14 protein-coding genes and 3 tRNA genes are annotated in these 17,369 nt (G+C 65.0%); 11 read left to right on the top strand and 6 right to left on the bottom strand.

Annotated elements, in window-relative coordinates; genetic code table 11:
* Nucleotides 1-9 precede the first annotated feature (9 nt).
* The 4 genes from KA712_19950 to apaG form a co-directional block, all read right to left on the bottom strand.
* Complete coding sequence (locus KA712_19950; GenBank protein ID MCG5055242.1) at nucleotides 10-888, bottom strand: tetratricopeptide repeat protein; 879 nt, start codon at nucleotides 886-888, stop codon at nucleotides 10-12.
* Between the two features lie 161 nt (nucleotides 889-1,049).
* Nucleotides 1,050-1,919, bottom strand: coding sequence for a Ku protein (locus KA712_19945; GenBank protein MCG5055241.1), 870 nt, complete (start codon nucleotides 1,917-1,919; stop codon nucleotides 1,050-1,052).
* An 89-nt stretch (nucleotides 1,920-2,008) separates the two neighbouring features.
* Nucleotides 2,009-2,710, bottom strand: coding sequence for a DUF72 domain-containing protein (locus tag KA712_19940; GenBank protein ID MCG5055240.1), 702 nt, complete (start codon nucleotides 2,708-2,710; stop codon nucleotides 2,009-2,011).
* Between the two features lie 86 nt (nucleotides 2,711-2,796).
* Entirely contained in the window at nucleotides 2,797-3,180 is a 384-nt protein-coding gene (gene apaG / locus KA712_19935; GenBank protein ID MCG5055239.1) for a Co2+/Mg2+ efflux protein ApaG, read from the bottom strand.
* A gap of 109 nt (nucleotides 3,181-3,289) precedes the next feature.
* On the opposite strand from apaG, the gene KA712_19930 reads away from it, so the two are divergent.
* Nucleotides 3,290-3,610 (top strand): 4a-hydroxytetrahydrobiopterin dehydratase, encoded by a 321-nt coding sequence (locus KA712_19930; protein MCG5055238.1) that lies wholly within the window; start codon nucleotides 3,290-3,292, stop codon nucleotides 3,608-3,610.
* A gap of 18 nt (nucleotides 3,611-3,628) precedes the next feature.
* Here the strand turns inward: KA712_19930 and KA712_19925 are convergent, their stop codons facing one another.
* Nucleotides 3,629-4,723 (bottom strand): response regulator, encoded by a 1,095-nt coding sequence (locus tag KA712_19925; protein MCG5055237.1) that lies wholly within the window; start codon nucleotides 4,721-4,723, stop codon nucleotides 3,629-3,631.
* A gap of 445 nt (nucleotides 4,724-5,168) precedes the next feature.
* Here KA712_19925 and KA712_19920 point away from each other — a divergent pair, with 445 nt between their 5' ends.
* A complete protein-coding gene (locus KA712_19920; GenBank protein MCG5055236.1) occupies nucleotides 5,169-7,178 on the top strand; it encodes a response regulator in 2,010 nt (669 codons plus the stop codon).
* 6 nt (nucleotides 7,179-7,184) lie between these two features.
* Nucleotides 7,185-7,574, top strand: a complete 390-nt coding sequence (locus KA712_19915; protein ID MCG5055235.1) for a (deoxy)nucleoside triphosphate pyrophosphohydrolase — start codon at nucleotides 7,185-7,187, stop codon at nucleotides 7,572-7,574.
* A 7-nt stretch (nucleotides 7,575-7,581) separates the two neighbouring features.
* On the opposite strand, the gene KA712_19910 is transcribed toward KA712_19915, so the two are convergent.
* Nucleotides 7,582-9,102, bottom strand: coding sequence for a hypothetical protein (locus KA712_19910; GenBank protein MCG5055234.1), 1,521 nt, complete (start codon nucleotides 9,100-9,102; stop codon nucleotides 7,582-7,584).
* A gap of 308 nt (nucleotides 9,103-9,410) precedes the next feature.
* On the opposite strand from KA712_19910, the gene tig reads away from it, so the two are divergent.
* The 8 genes from tig (at nucleotide 9,411) to KA712_19870 (ending at nucleotide 17,146) form a co-directional block, all read left to right on the top strand.
* Entirely contained in the window at nucleotides 9,411-10,769 is a 1,359-nt protein-coding gene (gene tig, locus KA712_19905) for a trigger factor (GenBank protein MCG5055233.1), read from the top strand.
* Nucleotides 10,770-10,814: 45 nt separating this feature from the next.
* The gene (clpP, locus tag KA712_19900; protein ID MCG5055232.1) at nucleotides 10,815-11,456 is read left to right on the top strand and encodes an ATP-dependent Clp endopeptidase proteolytic subunit ClpP; all 642 of its coding nucleotides are present in this window, start codon (nucleotides 10,815-10,817) and stop codon (nucleotides 11,454-11,456) included.
* 93 nt (nucleotides 11,457-11,549) lie between these two features.
* On the top strand, nucleotides 11,550-12,827 hold the full coding sequence (gene clpX / locus KA712_19895) for an ATP-dependent Clp protease ATP-binding subunit ClpX (GenBank protein MCG5055231.1): 1,278 nt from the start codon (nucleotides 11,550-11,552) through the stop codon (nucleotides 12,825-12,827).
* Nucleotides 12,828-13,216: 389 nt separating this feature from the next.
* Complete coding sequence (lon, locus tag KA712_19890; GenBank protein ID MCG5055230.1) at nucleotides 13,217-15,718, top strand: endopeptidase La; 2,502 nt, start codon at nucleotides 13,217-13,219, stop codon at nucleotides 15,716-15,718.
* A 25-nt stretch (nucleotides 15,719-15,743) separates the two neighbouring features.
* Nucleotides 15,744-16,604 (top strand): carbohydrate kinase, encoded by an 861-nt coding sequence (locus KA712_19885; protein MCG5055229.1) that lies wholly within the window; start codon nucleotides 15,744-15,746, stop codon nucleotides 16,602-16,604.
* Nucleotides 16,605-16,715: 111 nt separating this feature from the next.
* A tRNA-Ser gene (locus tag KA712_19880) sits at nucleotides 16,716-16,800 on the top strand.
* Nucleotides 16,801-16,883: 83 nt separating this feature from the next.
* Nucleotides 16,884-16,970 (top strand) — tRNA-Ser (locus KA712_19875).
* A 102-nt stretch (nucleotides 16,971-17,072) separates the two neighbouring features.
* Nucleotides 17,073-17,146: transfer RNA gene (locus tag KA712_19870), tRNA-Arg, on the top strand.
* Nucleotides 17,147-17,369 lie beyond the last annotated feature (223 nt).

The following is a 17,369-nucleotide window of genomic DNA, read 5'->3' as shown; positions in this document are numbered from 1 at the left end:
CCAAGCGCCTCAACGCCGTTTGGTCAGCTGCCGGTAAATGAGCAGGTGGCGAACGGCCGACTCGGGGCGCCCGAGCTGCTCCAGCAGCCGGGCCAGGTTGTAGTGGGCGTCTGCGTTCGAGGGATCAATCCCGATCGACGCTTCGTAAGCCTCGATGGCCTCCGCCCGATGCCCTGTGTCTTCGAGAGCCACACCCAGGTTGAAGCAGGCCGTGGGGTCGTCAGGGCGCACGGACAGCGCTACCCGGTAGTGCCGCTGAGCGGCCTCGGGGTGTCCGGATTCGTGAAGAAGGCGTCCGAGATTGATCTGCGCGTCCGCGTGACCGGGTTCGAGCTCGATGGCCGCCTGATAGGCCTCGCGCGCCGCCGTATCGTCCGTATCCTCGAGACGGCAGCCCCGCTCGAAGTGCTCCTGCGCGCTCGAGCCAGCGGGACGCTGAGCAGGCTCGACGTTGCGATTCCCAAGGGAGGCTTGCGGCTTGCTGTCCTCGCGTGCCAAGGCCAGGGGAGCGATGTTCGTGTCGAGTGCGTCTCGCCGCGCGCGGTGCGTCCCGAAATCGAAGAACATCTGTCCCGAATCGGGGTCCCAACGAGAGTCGCCCTCGTCGACCACGAGCCGGTCCCCCTCCACCTCGAGGTTGAGCCCCGTCACCTTGCGCTCTTTGCCGAAGGCGGCCTGCAGTCGGCGGATGGCCTGATGAACCCTGCGTGCGGGAATTTGCGCCCCAAGTAACCCCTCCACCTTCCTGACGAGCACCATGTCTTGAAACGACAAGGTGAGCTCTCCGTCCTCGGAACGCTCGGGCGTGACGAAGCCGGCCTTCACGTACGACCGAAGGCGGTCGGGCGGCACGCCGAGCACGTTAGACACCTTCCGGACTGAATACATGAGCGGCCCGATGATAATACCCGGCCCCACAAAGGGAGCACAAAAAACTCGGTGTGCCGTCCTGGGACTGAAACCCGAACGGTTTCGACGACCTCACCCTGTGGACAAGCTGTGGGTCGTTTCAGGTCACGCGGGCTCGGGCCCCGCAGGCGCCCGAGCGCTCAGCCCTTCGCGGGGCCGCGGGCCCGCTTGGCCGGCTTTTCCGCTGGCGCTTCCGAGGCCTTGGCGGGACGACGGCTGCCGTCATCCGTTGCCCCACCGTGAACCGCCAGTGAGGCCTTGAGTGCCTCCATGAGATCGATGACCTGCGCGGGCGCAGCCTCATCTTCCAGCGTTTCGATTTCGTGGCCCTCCACCTTGCGCTGGATGTCGGCGTTGATGCGCTCGCGGACCTCGTCCTTGTAGGCAGATACCTCGAAGGTCTGCTTCGAGATCTGCTCGACCAGCTGCCGCGCCAGCTGAAGCTCGCCCATCTTCAGCTCGACCTGCGGCAGGGGCACATCGCTCATGGGACGCACTTCGTCAGCATAGAGCAGCTGCTGCATGACCAGCCCCTGCTGCGCCGGGCGGAGCATCACGAGGTACTGTTTGCCGCGCGCGGCGTAGCGGGCAATGGCCACGCGATCCGTCTCGGTCATCACCTTGCTGAGCAAGGCATACGCCTTCTCGCCCCCCCGTTCGGGGCCAAGGTAGTAGGGCTTGTCGTAGTGGATGGGATCGACAGCGGACCGGGGAACGAACTCGTCTATCTCGATCGCTTGACTTCCCCGCTCCTCGAGAGACTTGAGTTCCTCGGTCGTGAACGTGACGTATTGGCCCTTGGCGAATTCGTAGCCCTTCACCATCTGTGACCGCTCGACGATCTGCCCGTCGGTCGCGCGCACGTACTGCTGTTTGAGGCGGCTCCCCGTCTCTTTGTCGAGCAGGTTGAACGACATCCCTGCGTGCGGCTGGGTGGCCGGGTAAAGCCGGACCGGAATGGCCACCAAGCCGAATGAGATGCTCCCTTTCGCGATCGAGCGCGCCGCCATGGGGAGAGTATAGAGCCTCCCGGTACGTAAGAGAAATTCTTACACAGACCCACATGGGAGAGGCTGACGCTCAGCCGCCGGCAGAGGCGTCAGGTGGCGGCGAGAAACGCACGGGCCAGGCCAGGACCCACTCCGGCGTCTTCGTGCTTGAAAAACACGTACGTCTCCGACCAGGGCTGGGTCCGGGTTTGCGCGCTCCACCGCGCGAGGTCTTCGGCCGCGTACCCCTCTTTACGAAGGCGAAGGTACCCCCACGACGTGGTGGCCACGAGGGGCGTCGTCAGGCCGTCCCCGTCGGCTACGCACAGCGCCGCGTTCCGTGCCGCGAGCGCGTCGAACACCTCGTCCACGAACCAGCTCTCGTGGCGAAACTCGAACGCAGCGGCGAGCTCCGGCGCCTGGCCCCCCAGCGTGTCGAGAAACTCCTGTAGCCGCCTCACGTCGCACTTGAGGAAGGGCGGAAGCTGAAACAGCACGGGGCCAAGGCGCTTTCCCAGGGCGGACGACGCCTGGGCGAAATAGGCCACGTCGTCCTGGGCGTCCACGAGCCGCCGGATGTGGGTGATGCGCCGGGGCGCTTTCAGGGCGAAGCGAAACGTTTCCGGCGTCTGCTCCGCCCAGGCCGCGAGCTCGGCCGATTTGGGCATGCGGTAAAAGGTGTTGTTGATCTCCACCGCCAGGAGCTGGGACGCGTAGGAGGCGAGCATCTTCTTTGCCGGCAGCTTTTCGGGATAAAAACTGCCCTTCCACGCGGGGTACGAAAAACCGCTCGTGCCGGTCAGGATGCGCACGGTGAGCAGGTTAACGGCTGCGCGGCCCGGCGTCGACGCCGGCCTGCTCCTCTGGTCGTCCCCCTCTGGTCGTCCCCTCTGGTCCCCTAGTTCAGGGTCAGGGGCAGCCCCAGGCGGAAGGGCGCGATCTCGGCATCGAACTTTTCGCCCTGGCTGCGCACCATCTGATACGTGCCGCGCATCGAGCCCGAGGGGGTAGGGATCACGCACCAGCTCGTGTACTCGAAGCTCTCACCCGGACGGAGCACGGGTTGAACGCCCACGACCCCCTCGCCCTTGACCTCCTGAACCCCGCCTTCGTTGTCGACGATGGTCCAGTGACGACTCAGTAACTGGGCGGTCTCGCTCCCCTCGTTGCGTATCGTCACCGTATAGGAGAACGCAAAGCGCTTGTCCCGCGGCGCCGACCGGTCCGCGATGAACTGGCTCTTGACCGTAACGCGAATGCCCTGGGTGACCGCCGTTGCCATACCTCGAAGACCCTGCCAGAGCGCCGCACAAGGCGCAAGCGGGCGAGGCCAGGCCTGCGCGGGTGAAACGGGGGTCCGAACTGCTAACCTCGGCCGCACGGAGGACGGGATGGAGCTCAATCAAAAAAAGTGTGTTCCGTGTGAGGGGGGTGTTCCCAAACTGACGGCCGAAGAGATTGCCGTTTTGGCGCCCAAGGTGGCTGCGTGGCGCGTGGTGGATCACCGCAGGCTGCAGCGTCGCTTCGAGTTCGAGAATTTCGTCGCGGCCCTGGCGTTCGTCAACCGCATGGCCGACCTTGCCGAGCGCGAGGGCCATCACCCCGACTTCTCGGTCCAGTATTCCCTCGTGGATGTGACTATCTGGACCCACGCCATCGGGGGCCTCTCGGAAAACGATTTCATCTTGGCCGCCAAAATCGACCAGCTCTGAGCGGCCAAGCAAGCGGACTCAGTCGTCTGCGCCCCGCGCTTCGAAGCTGCGGCGGATCTGGTGCCACTCGGCCTCCGCGATGCGGAGCCAAGCGGTGACGACCTTCGGGTCGAACTGGGTGCCTGCGCAGCGCTCGATCTCCGCGCGGGCCACCGCGTAGGGCCGTGCCTTGCGGTAGGGGCGGTTGCTCGTGATCGCGTCGTAGGTGTCCACCACGGCGAAGATCCGTGCGCCGATCTGTATCTGTTCGCCCTTGAGCCCTCCGGGGTAGCCCGAGCCGTCCCAGCGCTCCTGGTGCTGAAGCGGTATCAGGCGCGCCCGCTCCAGAAACGAGATGTCCTTGAGCATCTCGAAGCCGAGCGCCGGGTGCCGCTTCATTTCTACCCACTCTTGCGCGTCGAGGGGCCCAGGTTTCAGCAGCACGGCATCGCGAACGCCGATCTTCCCGATGTCGTGAAGCATGCTGCCCCGCTCGATGTCGTCGAGCTCGCGGTCAGCGATGCCAAGCTCCGTGGCCAGCCGCCGCGCGTACAGCCCCACCCGGCGCGAATGCCACTGAGTCTCCGAATCTCGGAGATCGAGCGCGGAGACCAAACTGTCGAGAAGGTTGCTGGTCCGCTCTTCCACCATGCGATCGAGGTGGCGGTTCACCCGCGCGAGCTCGCGGGCCTTGCGCCGAAGCTCCTCTTGGACCCGGGCATTCTCCCGCAGCAGACTGACGTGCTCGGCTGCCGACTGAACGGCGCTGACCACGTCGTAGGTGTTCCAGGGTTTGGTCAAAAGCCGATCCACGCCGAGCTTGTTGATGGCCACCAGGGCGGTCTCGAAGTCGGCGTAGCCGCTAATCAACAAGCGTCGGGCCTCCGGCCTATGCCGACGCGCGCTCGTGAGGAACTCGATTCCATCCATCTCGGGCATCCGCAGATCGGAGACGATCACGTCGAAGGGCTCGGCAGCGACCAAGGTGAGTGCCTGTTGGGGCGACGTGCTGGTGTGCACGCTCAGGCCTGGTTCATTGCCAAAGATGCGGCAGAACGCGCGGCACAGGTTCGGCTCGTCGTCGACGTAGAGAACTCGCGCCGTGGGCGTTTGCTCGCTGGCCAGTTCATCCATGATCATCGTATCGACAGGCCAAATTTCACTCTTGAACCCTGGCGTGACCTCTTTGAGTGGCCGCTCATGTGGGTAGGCCCCGTCTCGTCTGCCCTCGAGGCTCTCGCACGCAGAAAACTCCGTACATTTCGAATTTGTTTCCGATTCGAATGGCCTAAGAGGGCCCGGGGCACTTCGATACGACAGCCCGGTTCGCGAGGTCCGCGTCGCCCTTGTGCCCTCGTGGGGGCGTGTGCGTGCGTGCGCCGATTTCATCCGACGAGAACACCTAAACGAGTGAGCAATCTTGCCTCACCCCCGCACAAGGGGCGAAGATGCCCACGGCGTAAGCCACGAGCTTTGACTTCATGATGTTTAGACATACGAAGACTTGGGTGTTGGTCGGCGGGTCGGCGAAGGTGGCCGCCTGTTGGGTGCTGGTTCGCTAGCTCCCGGGCGGTAGGACATGGCGCGAACCCTCATCGCGGTTTCCGATAACGTTCTCCAGCGCCGGTTCACGCATGTGCTTGCGTGTGCCTCTCACGACGTGCGTACGTGCGATGACGTCGAGAGTGTCATCAGGGAGCTCACGGGGCCGGTCCCCATCGACGTCTTGTTGCTCCACGCTGAACTCGACGGCGGTGGGGCGTCGGCCGTTTGCGCGAAGCTCACCAAGAGCCCCGGATTGACCCCCGTGCCCCTGGTGATGATCGTACCGTCGCTTCCCCTGCCTGGCGCTTCCCGCGCCGCAGCTTCGTGCGACATCGATGACTTCGTGCAGGAGAGCGCGTCGGGCCCCGAGATCGTGGCCCGCGTCGAGTTCAATGCGCGATCCAAGCGGGTGGCCGCCGAGTTCCGACGCCACAACTCCGAGCTCGAGATCAAGGTGGTGGAGAACACACGCAAGGTCGCTGCGTTGGTCGATGAGCTGCGCCGGGAACGCGACACGCTTCGCGAAACCGTCAACCTCATCGAAGACGGCGTACTTCTGCTCGATGATGAGGGGACCGTGGTCATCGAGAACACCGCAGGGCAAAGGTTGCGCGGGGGTGCGGAATCAGAGCCTGGGCGTAGCCTGGCCGACATGGGTTTGGTAGCGCTCGCCCGGCAGGCAAGGGTCGCGGGGTCTCGTGTCGAACTCGGGATGACCCGTACCCAACGCCAGTTCATGGTGGCCGCGCACCCCACGGGCGATCGCGTCCTGTTACAGGTCCGTGACGTCACGGACGCGCGCGATCAGGAGCTGCGACGCCTGCAATCAGAGAAGCTCGCTTCGATCGGATTGTTGGCGGCCGGGGTTGCCCACGAGATCAACAACCCGGCTTCGTTTGTGCTTCACAACCTCGACGCCGTCATGGCCGTACTTCAGACGGTGGATGCGAAGGTCGCGACACAGTCCCAGGTGGCGCGTCGCTCGGGTGCACAGGAGCTGTTGTTCGAGGCGATGAGCATTCTCCAGGAGTCGAAGGAAGGTATGGCCCGCATCGCGCGCATCGTACGGGACCTCCACTCCTTCTCGAGAATCGACGACGACACGCAGGTGGCCACGGATGCGAACGCCGCGATGGAGTCGGCGCTTTCGATGTTGCGCAACGAGCTTCGCTATCGTGCCACCGTCGTGCGGGATCTTCGGGCCAAACGTTCGGTCCCGGGCGGTGCCGCAAGGCTCGGCCAGGTGTTTTTGAACCTCGTGCTGAACGCGGCGCATGCGATGTGCGAAGGGGGACCCGAGAGAAACCGGTTGTGGGTCCGTAGCTACGACACCGCGGATGGTCTCGTCGTGGAGGTGCAGGACAACGGCCCCGGTATTCCCGACGAGGTGATGGGGCGCATCTTTGAGTCGTTCTTCACCACGAAACCCCGGGGCGTGGGGACCGGCCTGGGCTTGCCCATCTGCCGCGACATCGTGCAGTCGCTGGGCGGTGCGATCACTGCGGAAAGCCAGGTGGGGCGAGGGGCCCTGTTTCGCGTCCGCTTGCCTTACCTCTCAACATCCCCGCACCCGAACCTGCCCCGGCTCGAGAGCGCTTCGGGCCGGAGGCGTCGGGTCTTGGCGATCGATGACGAGACCCTGCTCCTCAAGGCCTACCGCCGCATGCTGATCGATCACCACGATCTCGTGCCCCGCCCAGGGGCCCAGGAGGCGCTCGAGCTTTTGGCCACCGACCGCAACTTCGATGTGATCTTGTGCGACCTGCAGATGCCCGGCATGTCGGGCGCCGAGCTGTTCGCGGTGGTGCGCGATCTTTACCCCGAGCTGGCCGACCGCTTTTTGTTCATCACGGGGGGCGTCTTCGCGCCCGAGGCGCGTCGGTTCCTCGAAGATTCCCCCACCACTTGCATCAGCAAGCCCTTCCAGCTCGAAGAACTGCTCGAGCGCATCGAACGTATCGGGCAGAAGGCGACGGGTCCTCACCAGGGCCCAGCCGGTCGACGCCCGACCGAATTTGCAGATTCGGTCGAAATTGGGCATTGAACGCATATGCGATCCCGCGTTCTGGTCGTAGCGGCGCTGATCCGCCAAGGGGACACCGTCTTGCTCTCGCAGCGACGAGCCGATCAGGCTCAGCCGCTGTGCTGGGAGTTCCCGGGCGGCAAGATCGAGGCGGGCGAGAGCCCTGAAGTGGCGCTGGCCCGCGAAATCCAGGAAGAGCTCGGCTGCGAGGTGGCGGTGGGGCGCGTGGTGGACGTGGCGTTCCACGCGTACGACGACTTCGACCTTTACATGCTCCTTTACGCCTGCGAGATCATCTCGGGCCAGCCTGTCGCTGTGCAAGTCGCAGATGTGCGCTGGGTGCCGATCGCCGGCGTGAGCGCTCTTCCGCTGCCGCCGGCCGATGTGCCGCTCGTGGCCCGCCTGTTCGGCGGCTGAAGCCCACTCAGGGGCTGGGTTCTGAGGCGACGACCGGGTCAGCGGGCGCGGCGACGTCCGACTCGGTAGCGGAGCTCGGCTCCGCCGGAGTCGATTCCGCACCCACGCCTGTCTCGCTTTCGGCCGTTCCCGCGCGCTGGGCGTGCTCGATGAGCTCACTGCGCGCCTTTTGCCTTTCAGCCTCGGTCACGTCACGCTTGCAGGCCCCGCAGATCTTCGGAATTTCCCAGTTGCCCAGGGCCGTTTGCAGTTGGCTTTCGGGCGGCCAGAAAATCGGCGTGCCGCAGCTGGCACAGGGGAGCTCCACGGTTTTGTGCTTCGAGAGAAAATCGGAACAAAACCCACAGTGGCGGCTCGGGGCGTGGATCTGGTGACGTCGCCGCCTCCGCCTCCGCCTCTTGCTCTTCCCCGCCGGAGCGGCCTCACCGGAAGTAGGCGCCTCAGCCGGCCCCTCCTCGGCGCCGTCTTCAGAGCCTGCTTCGGCTCCCGCCTCGGAAACGTCCTCGGCCCTCATGACGGGCGTGGCGCCGGTGTCCTCGGCGACAGTCTCCACGGCGACAGCCTCTTCCGCCTCGCCCTCGTCGGTGGGCTCGGTCCGTACCGGCTCGGGGCCGGGTAAAGCGAAGGCCGCAGAGGGGGCCTCGGCCTTTTCAGACGCCGCTTCGGGAAGGTCGGGGCGTGCCCCGGCCAGGAACTGCTGTTGCGCCGACCACGTCCAGGTGTTCTTGCAGCCCTCGGTCTTGCACCCCACCTGGCGGTCCTGGAGCGCCGCGACTTGGCTCGTGCAGGACGCGCAGAATTGAGGGTAGGGCTCGCCCGTTTTGCCCCGCAAAGCGCGGGCCAGCTGAGCCCCACGCTTCTCGATCCAGGTGTTCTTGCACCCCGAGCGGCGGCAAGGCCGCTCTGTGTCTTTGAGGCCGCTCCAGATCTTGAAGCACTCTTCACAGAGGTGGGCGGGCGGTTTGGGGGCCGGCTTGTCGGCAACACAGGCGTCGAGCTGTTGCGCGCGCGTCCACACCCAGGCGCGCTTGCATCCGGAAGCGCGGCAACGCACGTCGCGGTCGGCCAGCTTGCCAAAGGCCTCCCGGCAGGGTTCGCACATCCGGCGAGGCGCATTGCTCGGTTTGCCCGAGGCGAACGCAGAAATCTGTTCGTCAGCCTTCCAGGTCCAGGTGCGTTTGCACTTCTGGATGCCGCAAGCCACCTGGACGTCGTCCAGTTGGGGGGCTTTCTCTGCACACCGCTTACAGAGAGCTCCTGCCAGGGTGATGCCCCCAGGCTTGCTCTCCACCGCGCCGGTTTCGCCGAGCAGCTGCTGCTTGGGCGTGAGCCGCGCGGCCCGCCCACACTCGGGCACCGCGCAGACGGTCTCGACGGGCTCGAGCTCCTTGAGCTTCTGCTCGCAGCTGCCGCAGAAATGGCTCGGCTCCGGCCGGCCTGCGGCTTGGTTTTCGAGCTGCGCCTGGCGTGACCAATGCCAAGTGCCCTCACAGCCCGGCCGGGCGCACGCCATTTCGCGATCGTTCAACTTCGCCCATCGCCGGCGGCACGGTTCGCACATGCCGCGGGTTTCGTCAGCGCCTGTGGTCGCCTCGGCCAGGGCTGGGTTCGCGGACAGGTCCGTCCACGTGCGGGTGCAACCGCGAACGCGGCATTCCGCCACTTTCAGCCCGAGGCGATCGCCAAGTGTGAAGCCTCCTGCAGACATGTAAGGGCGGTATGGTGTACGACCGGGGCGAGCGGCGCAAGCCGAAAGGCTGATGACGCGTCGCAAAGCCCCCTGTGCGGCCCCAGTTGACGGCGGCGCGGACGTCCTGAATAAACTCACCCCTTCCCATGCAGCTTTCCATCGAAGACATTTCCCCCGTCGAGAAGCGCGTCGATTTCGAGGTGCCATGGGGCGACGTGGCTCCGCGACTCGAGCGGGCCTACACTCAACTGCGTCGCCAGGTGAACCTCAGGGGGTTCCGGCCCGGCAAGGCGCCGCGCGCAGTGCTCGAACAGCTCTACGGGCCGCGCATCGAAGACGAGGTCGCGCGGGAAATCATCGAACTTTCGCTCGGGCAAGCGATCCAGGACAAGCAGCTCGCTCCCGTAGCACCCCCTCGGGTCGACAAGCTGGAGCTCAAGGCGGGTGTGCCCTTCAAGTTTTCGGCCCTGGTCGAGGTGAAGTCGGACGTGACGCCGCGGGACTACGGCGGCCTCGCCCTCAAGCGACGCCCTCCCAAGGTGGACGACAGCCAAATCGAGCAGGCGCTCGAGCAGCATCAGCGGCAACTCACGCAGTTCCTCCCCGTGGAAGGCGACCGAACGACGTGCAGCGACGACGACCTGGTCCTCGTGGAGGTCTCGGGAAAGGTTGGCCCCCACAAAATCAAACGTCGCACCGCAGCCGTGGATCTGGCCGACACCACGCGGGAGCCTCTACCGGGGCTCGCCGCGCAGCTGCGAGGCCTTCCGGTGAACGCGGAAGAGCACGAACTGCGCTACAAGATCGCCGACGACGTCCCCATGCGGGAGCTCGCGGGCCAGGACGTGGCCCTCAGGATCTCCGTGAAGGAGGTCCGCGCGCGCAAGGTTCCGGTCATCGATGACGCCCTGGCCAGGGAGACGGGCGAGGCCGACACCCTCGAGGGTCTCAAGGAAAAGATCCGCGCCCGCCTCGAAGAGGCCGACAAGCAGCGGATCCGCAACGAGCTCATCGGTCAGGTCGTCAAGGGACTGGTCAAGGCCAACGATTTCCCGATCGCACCCTCCCTCGTCGAGCGATACGCACGGTCGATGGTCGAGCAGTTCAAGGTCCAGCTCTCCATGCTGGGAATCGAGCCCGGTGCCAGTGGGGTCGACGAGTCGAAGATGTTGGCCGACGCCATGCCCGAGGCCGCGGAACAGGCCCGCGCTTCGGTGCTTCTCGGCGCCATCGCCGAACGCGAAGGCATCGAGGTTTCGGACGCCGACCTCCAGAAGAAGATCGCGGAGCTCGCGGCGTCTCGCCAGGAGAACGCCAAGAAGCTGCGCGCGGACCTCGAGCGCTCGGGCCGCATCCAGAATCTGCGGCGCCAAATTCAGGACGAAAAGACCTTCGACCTCGTGCTCGCCCAGTCGAAAATCGAGGATGTATCGGCCGAAGAGGCGGAGCGGCTTGCTGCCTCGGGCGCTGGTTCCGAGGCCGAGGGGGCGGGCGCGCCGCGCTGATGGTACACTCGGGGTCGAGACGAAAAGGCCGAGACGAACACCATGATGTCCCGCAAAGAATTCGACGCGCTTCCCCCCACCATTAGCAACTACATCATCCCGACCGTAATCGAGCAGACGCATCGGGGCGAGCGAGGCTGGGATATTTTCTCCCGGCTTCTCAAAGACCGGATCGTCTTCCTGGGCACCCAGGTCAATGACGACATAGCCAACATCATCATCGCGCAGCTGTTGTTCCTCGAGAGCGAAGATCCCGACAAGGACATCATGCTCTACATCAACTCGCCGGGTGGTCTCGTCACGGCGGGCTTGGCGATATACGACACCATGCGATATGTGCGTCCCGACGTGGCCACGTTCTGCATGGGCCAGGCGGCGTCGATGGGCGCGTTCCTGCTCTCCGCAGGCGCCAAGGGCAAGCGCTACGCGCTTCCGCATTCGCGCATCCTGATCCACCAGCCCCTGGGGGGGTTTTCGGGCCAGGCGACCGACATCGACATTCACGCCCGCGAGATCCTGCGCACCCGCGACACCCTCAACAACCTGTTGGCGTCGCACACGGGGCAGCCTCTCGACCGCATCAAGAACGACACGGAGCGCGACTACTTCATGAGCGGCATCGAGGCCAAAGAGTACGGCCTCATCGACGCCGTCATCGAGAAGAAGGCCGAGGAAAAGGCGCGCTGAGACGGCCGGGCGCCCGAAGGCAGCCTGTGGGCGGGGCGGGTTCCAGAAGCCGCCCTACCCCTTGCGCCGGGGTCGTGCTACCGTTTTGTCTTGGTGCCTGATAGGAAACGAGAAGAACACGGAAGCTTGTCTTGCTCCTTCTGCGGCAAAAGCCAGAAGGAAGTCAAGAAGCTGATTGCCGGCCCCACGGTGTACATCTGTGACGAGTGCATCGGCTTGTGCAATGACATCATTGCCGAGGAAATCGAGAAGGAATCCGAGGGGTTCGGTTTCACCTCGGTGCCGAAGCCCGCCGAGATCAAGGCGATCCTCGATGAATACGTAATCGGTCAGGATCGGGCCAAAAAGATCCTGTCGGTGGCCATCCACAACCACTACAAGCGGATCGAGGCCAAGGTCGCGACCGACGACGAAGTCGAGCTTGGCAAGTCCAACGTGCTGTTGCTGGGGCCGACCGGTTCGGGCAAGACGTTGCTGGCCCAGACGCTCGCCCGCATTCTGAACGTTCCCTTCGCCATCGCCGACGCCACGAACCTCACCGAGGCGGGCTACGTGGGCGAGGACGTCGAGAACATCATCGTCTCCCTCCTGCAGAATGCCGATCACGACATCGAAAAGGCCGAGCGCGGCATCGTCTACATCGACGAGATCGACAAGATCGCGCGCAAGGGAGAAAACCCCTCGATCACGCGCGACGTCTCTGGTGAGGGTGTGCAGCAAGCGCTGCTCAAGATCCTCGAGGGAACGGTGTGCAACGTTCCTCCGAAGGGCGGACGTAAGCACCCCCAGCAAGAATTTCTGCAGGTGGACACCACGAACATCCTGTTCGTCTGTGGTGGGGCTTTCGTGGGTCTCGAAGACATCATCGAGCAGCGGATCGGAAAAAAGCAGATCGGCTTTGGCGCCGCGATCACCTCTCAGAAGCAGAGGAAGGTTTGGGACCTCCTTCGAGAGGTGCAGCCCGAGGATCTGCTGAAGTACGGCATGATTCCCGAGTTCGTGGGCCGCTTGCCGGTTCTGGCTCCCCTGCACGACCTCGACGAGGAGACGCTCGTCGACATTCTGACGAAGCCCAAAAACGCCCTGGTGAAGCAGTACCAAAGGCTGCTCGAACTCGACGGCGTGAAGCTTCGTTTTGCCAAGGGCGCGCTGGCGGCGATCGCAGGAGAAGCCATGCGCCACAAGGCGGGCGCACGCGGTCTGCGCGCCATCCTGGAGCAGGCCATGATGGATCTCATGTTCGAGGTTCCCTCGGCTTCGCCACCCATCAAGGAGATCGTGATCAGCGAAGAGACGATCCAGCACGGGCACCAGCCGCTCGTGACGTACCAAAAGGGGCAAGCCGCCGCCGGAGGCGAGCGCACGGGCTAGAAGCCCGGTCAGGGGGCGTATGCGAACCGATGCTCAGGCGGGGCCGCTTACGCGCCAACGAACTTCCGGTCGCTGGCTCAGGCGCGGGCTTTGGGTTGCGCTGGCCGTGTCCTTGTTTTGGTCTTTGGCCTACGTGCTTTCGGTTGGTGCGTGGGGGCAGCTGTGGAAGCGCAACGCGGCCCGAGCGCGGCATGTGGCACCCCTGACCCCTGCGGCCCCTATCGTGCCTCAGGCTACCGGGGTCCCTGCGGACGCCCCCCCAGAGGTGTGTGGGGCGCCCTCGCGGTGGGGGGCGGTCCAGAGGGTGGCTCCCGCGGCGACCGTGTCTCGGTAGGTTCACGTACGAAAATTTCGGCCACCCCCCGCCCGGGGCTACGATCGCGCCTACCATGGCTGACGACCTCCGGATCCGCCCCGCACCGCTTCTGCCCCTGAGGGACATCGTGGTGTTTCCGTACCAGGTGGTGCCTTTGTTCGTGGGCCGTGAAAAGTCGCTATCGGCGCTGGAAGAAGCGATGTCGGCCGGGGGCTATCAGGAAATTTTCCTCTCGGCGCAGCGGCAAGCGGGCACCGAGGAGCCGAGCCCTGGCGACATACACGAGGTGGGCACCCTCGCGGGCATCATTCAGGTGGTCCGGCTTTCCGATGGCACGGTGAAGGTTCTCGTCGAGGGGCGCAGGCGGGCCGTGGTGCGGCGGTTTTTGCGCACCGAGGGGTGCTTCGTGGTCGATGTCGAACCTTTGCCCGAGCCGGAGGAAGATCCTTTGGAGCTTCAGGCTCTGGTGCGTGAGGTCCAGTCCGCGTTCGAGACCTTCGTCAAGCTCAACAAGCGCGTAACGCCCGAGATCTTGGCGTCCGTGCAGACCATCGAAGGGCCTGCGGCCCTGGCAGACACGGTCATCGGGCACTTGCCGCTGAAGCTGAGCGACAAGCAGCAGCTTCTCGAAGCCGTCTCCCCGTTCGAGCGGCTGACGAAGCTCTTCGAGCTGCTCAAGGCCGAGGTCGAGGTGCTCGAAGTCGAGCGTCGCATACGCACCAAGGTCAAACGACGGGCCGAGCGGGTCGAAAAAGAACAGCACTTCAACGACCAGGTGCAGGCTTTGAGCCGCGAGGGCGATGGCCGTGACGAGTTCAAGTCCGAGATCAGCGAGCTCGAGGAGCGCGCGCGGCACAAGGCCCTGTCCGATGAGGCCAAAGGCAAGGTCGAAAAAGAGATCAAGAAGCTCAAGATGATGGCGCCGATGAGCGCCGAAGCGGCGGTGGTCCGTAACTACATCGATTGGATTCTGGCGCTGCCCTGGGGTGACTGTACCGAGACGCACATCGACGTGAGAGAGGCGCAGCACGTGCTCGACGAGGAGCACTTCGGGCTCTTCAAGGTGAAGGAGCGCATTCTCGAGTATCTGGCCGTGCAGTCGCTGGTGACGAAGCTCAAGGGGCCCATTTTATGCCTCGTGGGGCCGCCCGGCGTGGGGAAGACCTCCTTGGCCCGGTCAATCGCGCGGGCGACGGGGCGCAACTTCGTTCGCCTGGCCCTGGGGGGGGTTCGCGACGAGGCAGAGATCCGGGGCCACCGACGGACGTACATTGGGGCGTTGCCCGGGAAGATCATCCAATCGCTAAAAAAGTCGGGCACCGACAACCCCGTTTTGTTGCTCGACGAGGTCGACAAGCTGTCCTCCGATTTTCGGGGCGATCCTTCGGCCGCGCTGCTCGAGGTGCTCGACCCCGAACAGAACGCGGCGTTTGCCGATCACTTTCTCGAGCTCGAGTACGACCTGTCGAACGTGATGTTCATTGCCACGGCGAACTACATGCAGGGCATTCCCGCGCCCCTGCAGGATCGCCTGGAGATCATTTCCGTGCCGGGCTACACCGAGTTCGAAAAGATTGCGATTGCCGAGAGGCATTTGCTTCCGAAGCAGCAGCGTGACAACGGCCTGGGGGGCCTGTCGATCGACTTGCCCGAGGAGACCACGCGGGCCGTGATTCACGGGTACACGAAGGAGTCGGGCGTTCGCAACCTCGAACGGGAGCTGGCCACAATCTGCCGCAAGATCGCCCGAGAGTACGTGAGCGACAAAAGCCGCACCTCCTGGAAGATCACCCCGAAGCGCGTGGCCCGCTTCTTGGGCCCGTCCCGCTTTCGGGCGGGGCGCACGGAGGTGTCGGACGCCATCGGCCTTTGCAACGGTTTGGCCGTGACATCTTACGGAGGCGATCTTCTCAGCACGGAGGTCTCGATCGTCCCTGGTCGCGGCAAGCTGGTGCTCACGGGCAAGCTGGGGGACGTCATGCAAGAGTCCGCACAGGCGGCGCTTTCATACATTCGTTCGCGGGCCCCCTCCCTGGGGCTCGACGTGGACTTTCACAACCGCGCCGACATTCACATTCACCTGCCCGAAGGGGCCATTCCCAAGGACGGCCCTTCGGCCGGCATCACCATGGCCACGGCCGTGGTCTCGGCGCTGCTGCGGGTCCCGGTGAAGCGGGACGTGGCCATGACGGGGGAGATCACGCTGCGGGGCCGGGTGTTGGCGATCGGAGGGCTGAAAGAGAAGCTCCTGGCGGCGCACCGCTCTGGTGTGACCACGGTGGTCATCCCGCGCGACAACGTGCGGGAGCTGCGCGACGTGCCCAAACGCGTTCTCAAGGCCCTCAAGATCGTCTCCGTTCAGAACATGGACGAGGTGTTGCGCGCGGCGCTCGCGCTGCCCGAGCCCGAGATCTTCCTGAAGGCGCCTTCCGAGGCCGTAGACTGGCGGACCGTCATCGAAAGGCGAGGGCGGGGCGACGAGCGCCGCCAAGCTCCGGTGGTGGTGGCCAGCGCGGCACCCCCGTCCGTCATGGAGCCTGGAGGGACCGCGATGCCCGACGGCGCGACCGGGTGAGCGGATCGTTCGCGGGCGTGGGCTCATGACCCCAACGTTGCTCGTACTGGGGCACGTCACGCTGGACCGGGTGCAGGGGCAGGGCCTGGGAGCCCCCGAGCGGCTGGGGGGAGCGGCGAGCTTCTGCGCCCGGGTGGCGGCTCGGCTTGGGGAAACTGTCGGGGTGGTGACGCGCGCCCCGCCTGCGTGGCCGCTCCTCGAAGAGCTCTCTACCGAGCCAGGCGTTCACGTGCATCCCGTGGCCGGTGCTTGCGTCACCACCTTCGTGTTGCGTTACCAGGACGGCCACCGCGATCTGCTCATGCCCGTTCGGGCCGACCCGCTCTTGCCGGATGACGTGCCTTCTGCCTGGCGGTCCTGCCCGACGGCGTTCCTCGGGCCGGTCGCTGACGAAACGCCTCGCGAGCTCGTCGGGGCGCTCGAGGCTTCGTTTGTCGGGATCGGGCTTCAGGGGGTCATGCGGACCGTGGGGCGAGGCGCGCAGGTGAGCCCCCGTTGGCCCGCGGACTGGCTCGCCACGTGGCCCCCCAGCATCAAGGTCGCCAGCTTCTCCGAGGACGATCACCCCGATGCCCCAGCCTTGGCGGCAGCTTTGGCCGCACGGGGGGTGCTTGCAGCGCTCACGCAGGGGCGGCGAGGCGCCACCTTGTTTTTGCCGAGGGCCGGGGGGGTGGTCACCACGCTCTCGGTGCCTGTTCTTCCGGTCCCCGAGGAGGATCCCACGGGCGCGGGCGACAGCTTCGCCGTAACGCTGACTCTGGGGCTGGCAAGAGGCCAAACGCCCCAACAGGCCGCGGGGGAGGCGGCGCGGGTGGCCGCTTTGGTCGTGGGGGGGCCGGGTCTAGGTCGGCTGCCGCCTCGGGACGGCCTGCGGGACGCGAAGTGACGCAGGAGAGCGTTGACCTCTTGTCGGCGTGCAACTTCGCTTGTACAACTATGGGCCCCGCCCGGTCGGGGAACCAGTCGGCCGAAGCCGGTGAGGGTTGGGGGGTACGTCGGAGGAGTGGCCGAGTGGTCTAAGGCGACGGTCTTGAAAACCGTTGACGGGCAACCGTCCGGGGGTTCGAATCCCTCCTCCTCCTCAGACACGAATGAAAACGACACGACAACACGAATCGGAGTGAACGAAGACCGCGGAACTTCGCTACATAGACAAAGCGCATACGGAGAGGTGGCTGAGTGGCTGAAAGCAACGGTTTGCTAAATCGTCGTAGGGGCGACCCTACCGGGGGTTCGAATCCCCCCCTCTCCTCAAAACGAACTCTTGACGGCGGCCGGGCCGCAGCGTAAGAGCGGTGTCCACCGAATCGGTCTCCGAGGATGGTGGGAGAAAACTGAATACTTGCAGATATCTGCGCCCGTAGCTCAATTGGATAGAGCACAGGCCTACGAAGCCTGGGGTTAGATGTTCGAGTCATCTCGGGCGCGCAGATTCCCTCCCCACAAGCGGCTAGCCCGCTTGCTCGTCGAAGCCTGGTGGCTCCGAGCTGGGGCTGGGTAGCGGCTCCGTGAGCCGGCTCGGTCAGAGGGTGGTAGCGTGGCGCGCCGCCGCCCCCGTGCCGTCGGACCGTACTTGACGACAGAGGCCCACATTGTGCTCGATTGTAGTGTCGTCTTTGGTACACTTCGAACGTCAATAAACGGAAGGAAC

The organism is Myxococcales bacterium (assembly GCA_022184915.1).
In the GTDB taxonomy this organism is placed as follows: domain Bacteria; phylum Myxococcota_A; class Polyangia; order Fen-1088; family Fen-1088; genus JAGTJU01.
Note: the sequence above shows the minus strand (reverse complement) of the source record. Positions and strands in the feature narration are given on the sequence as shown.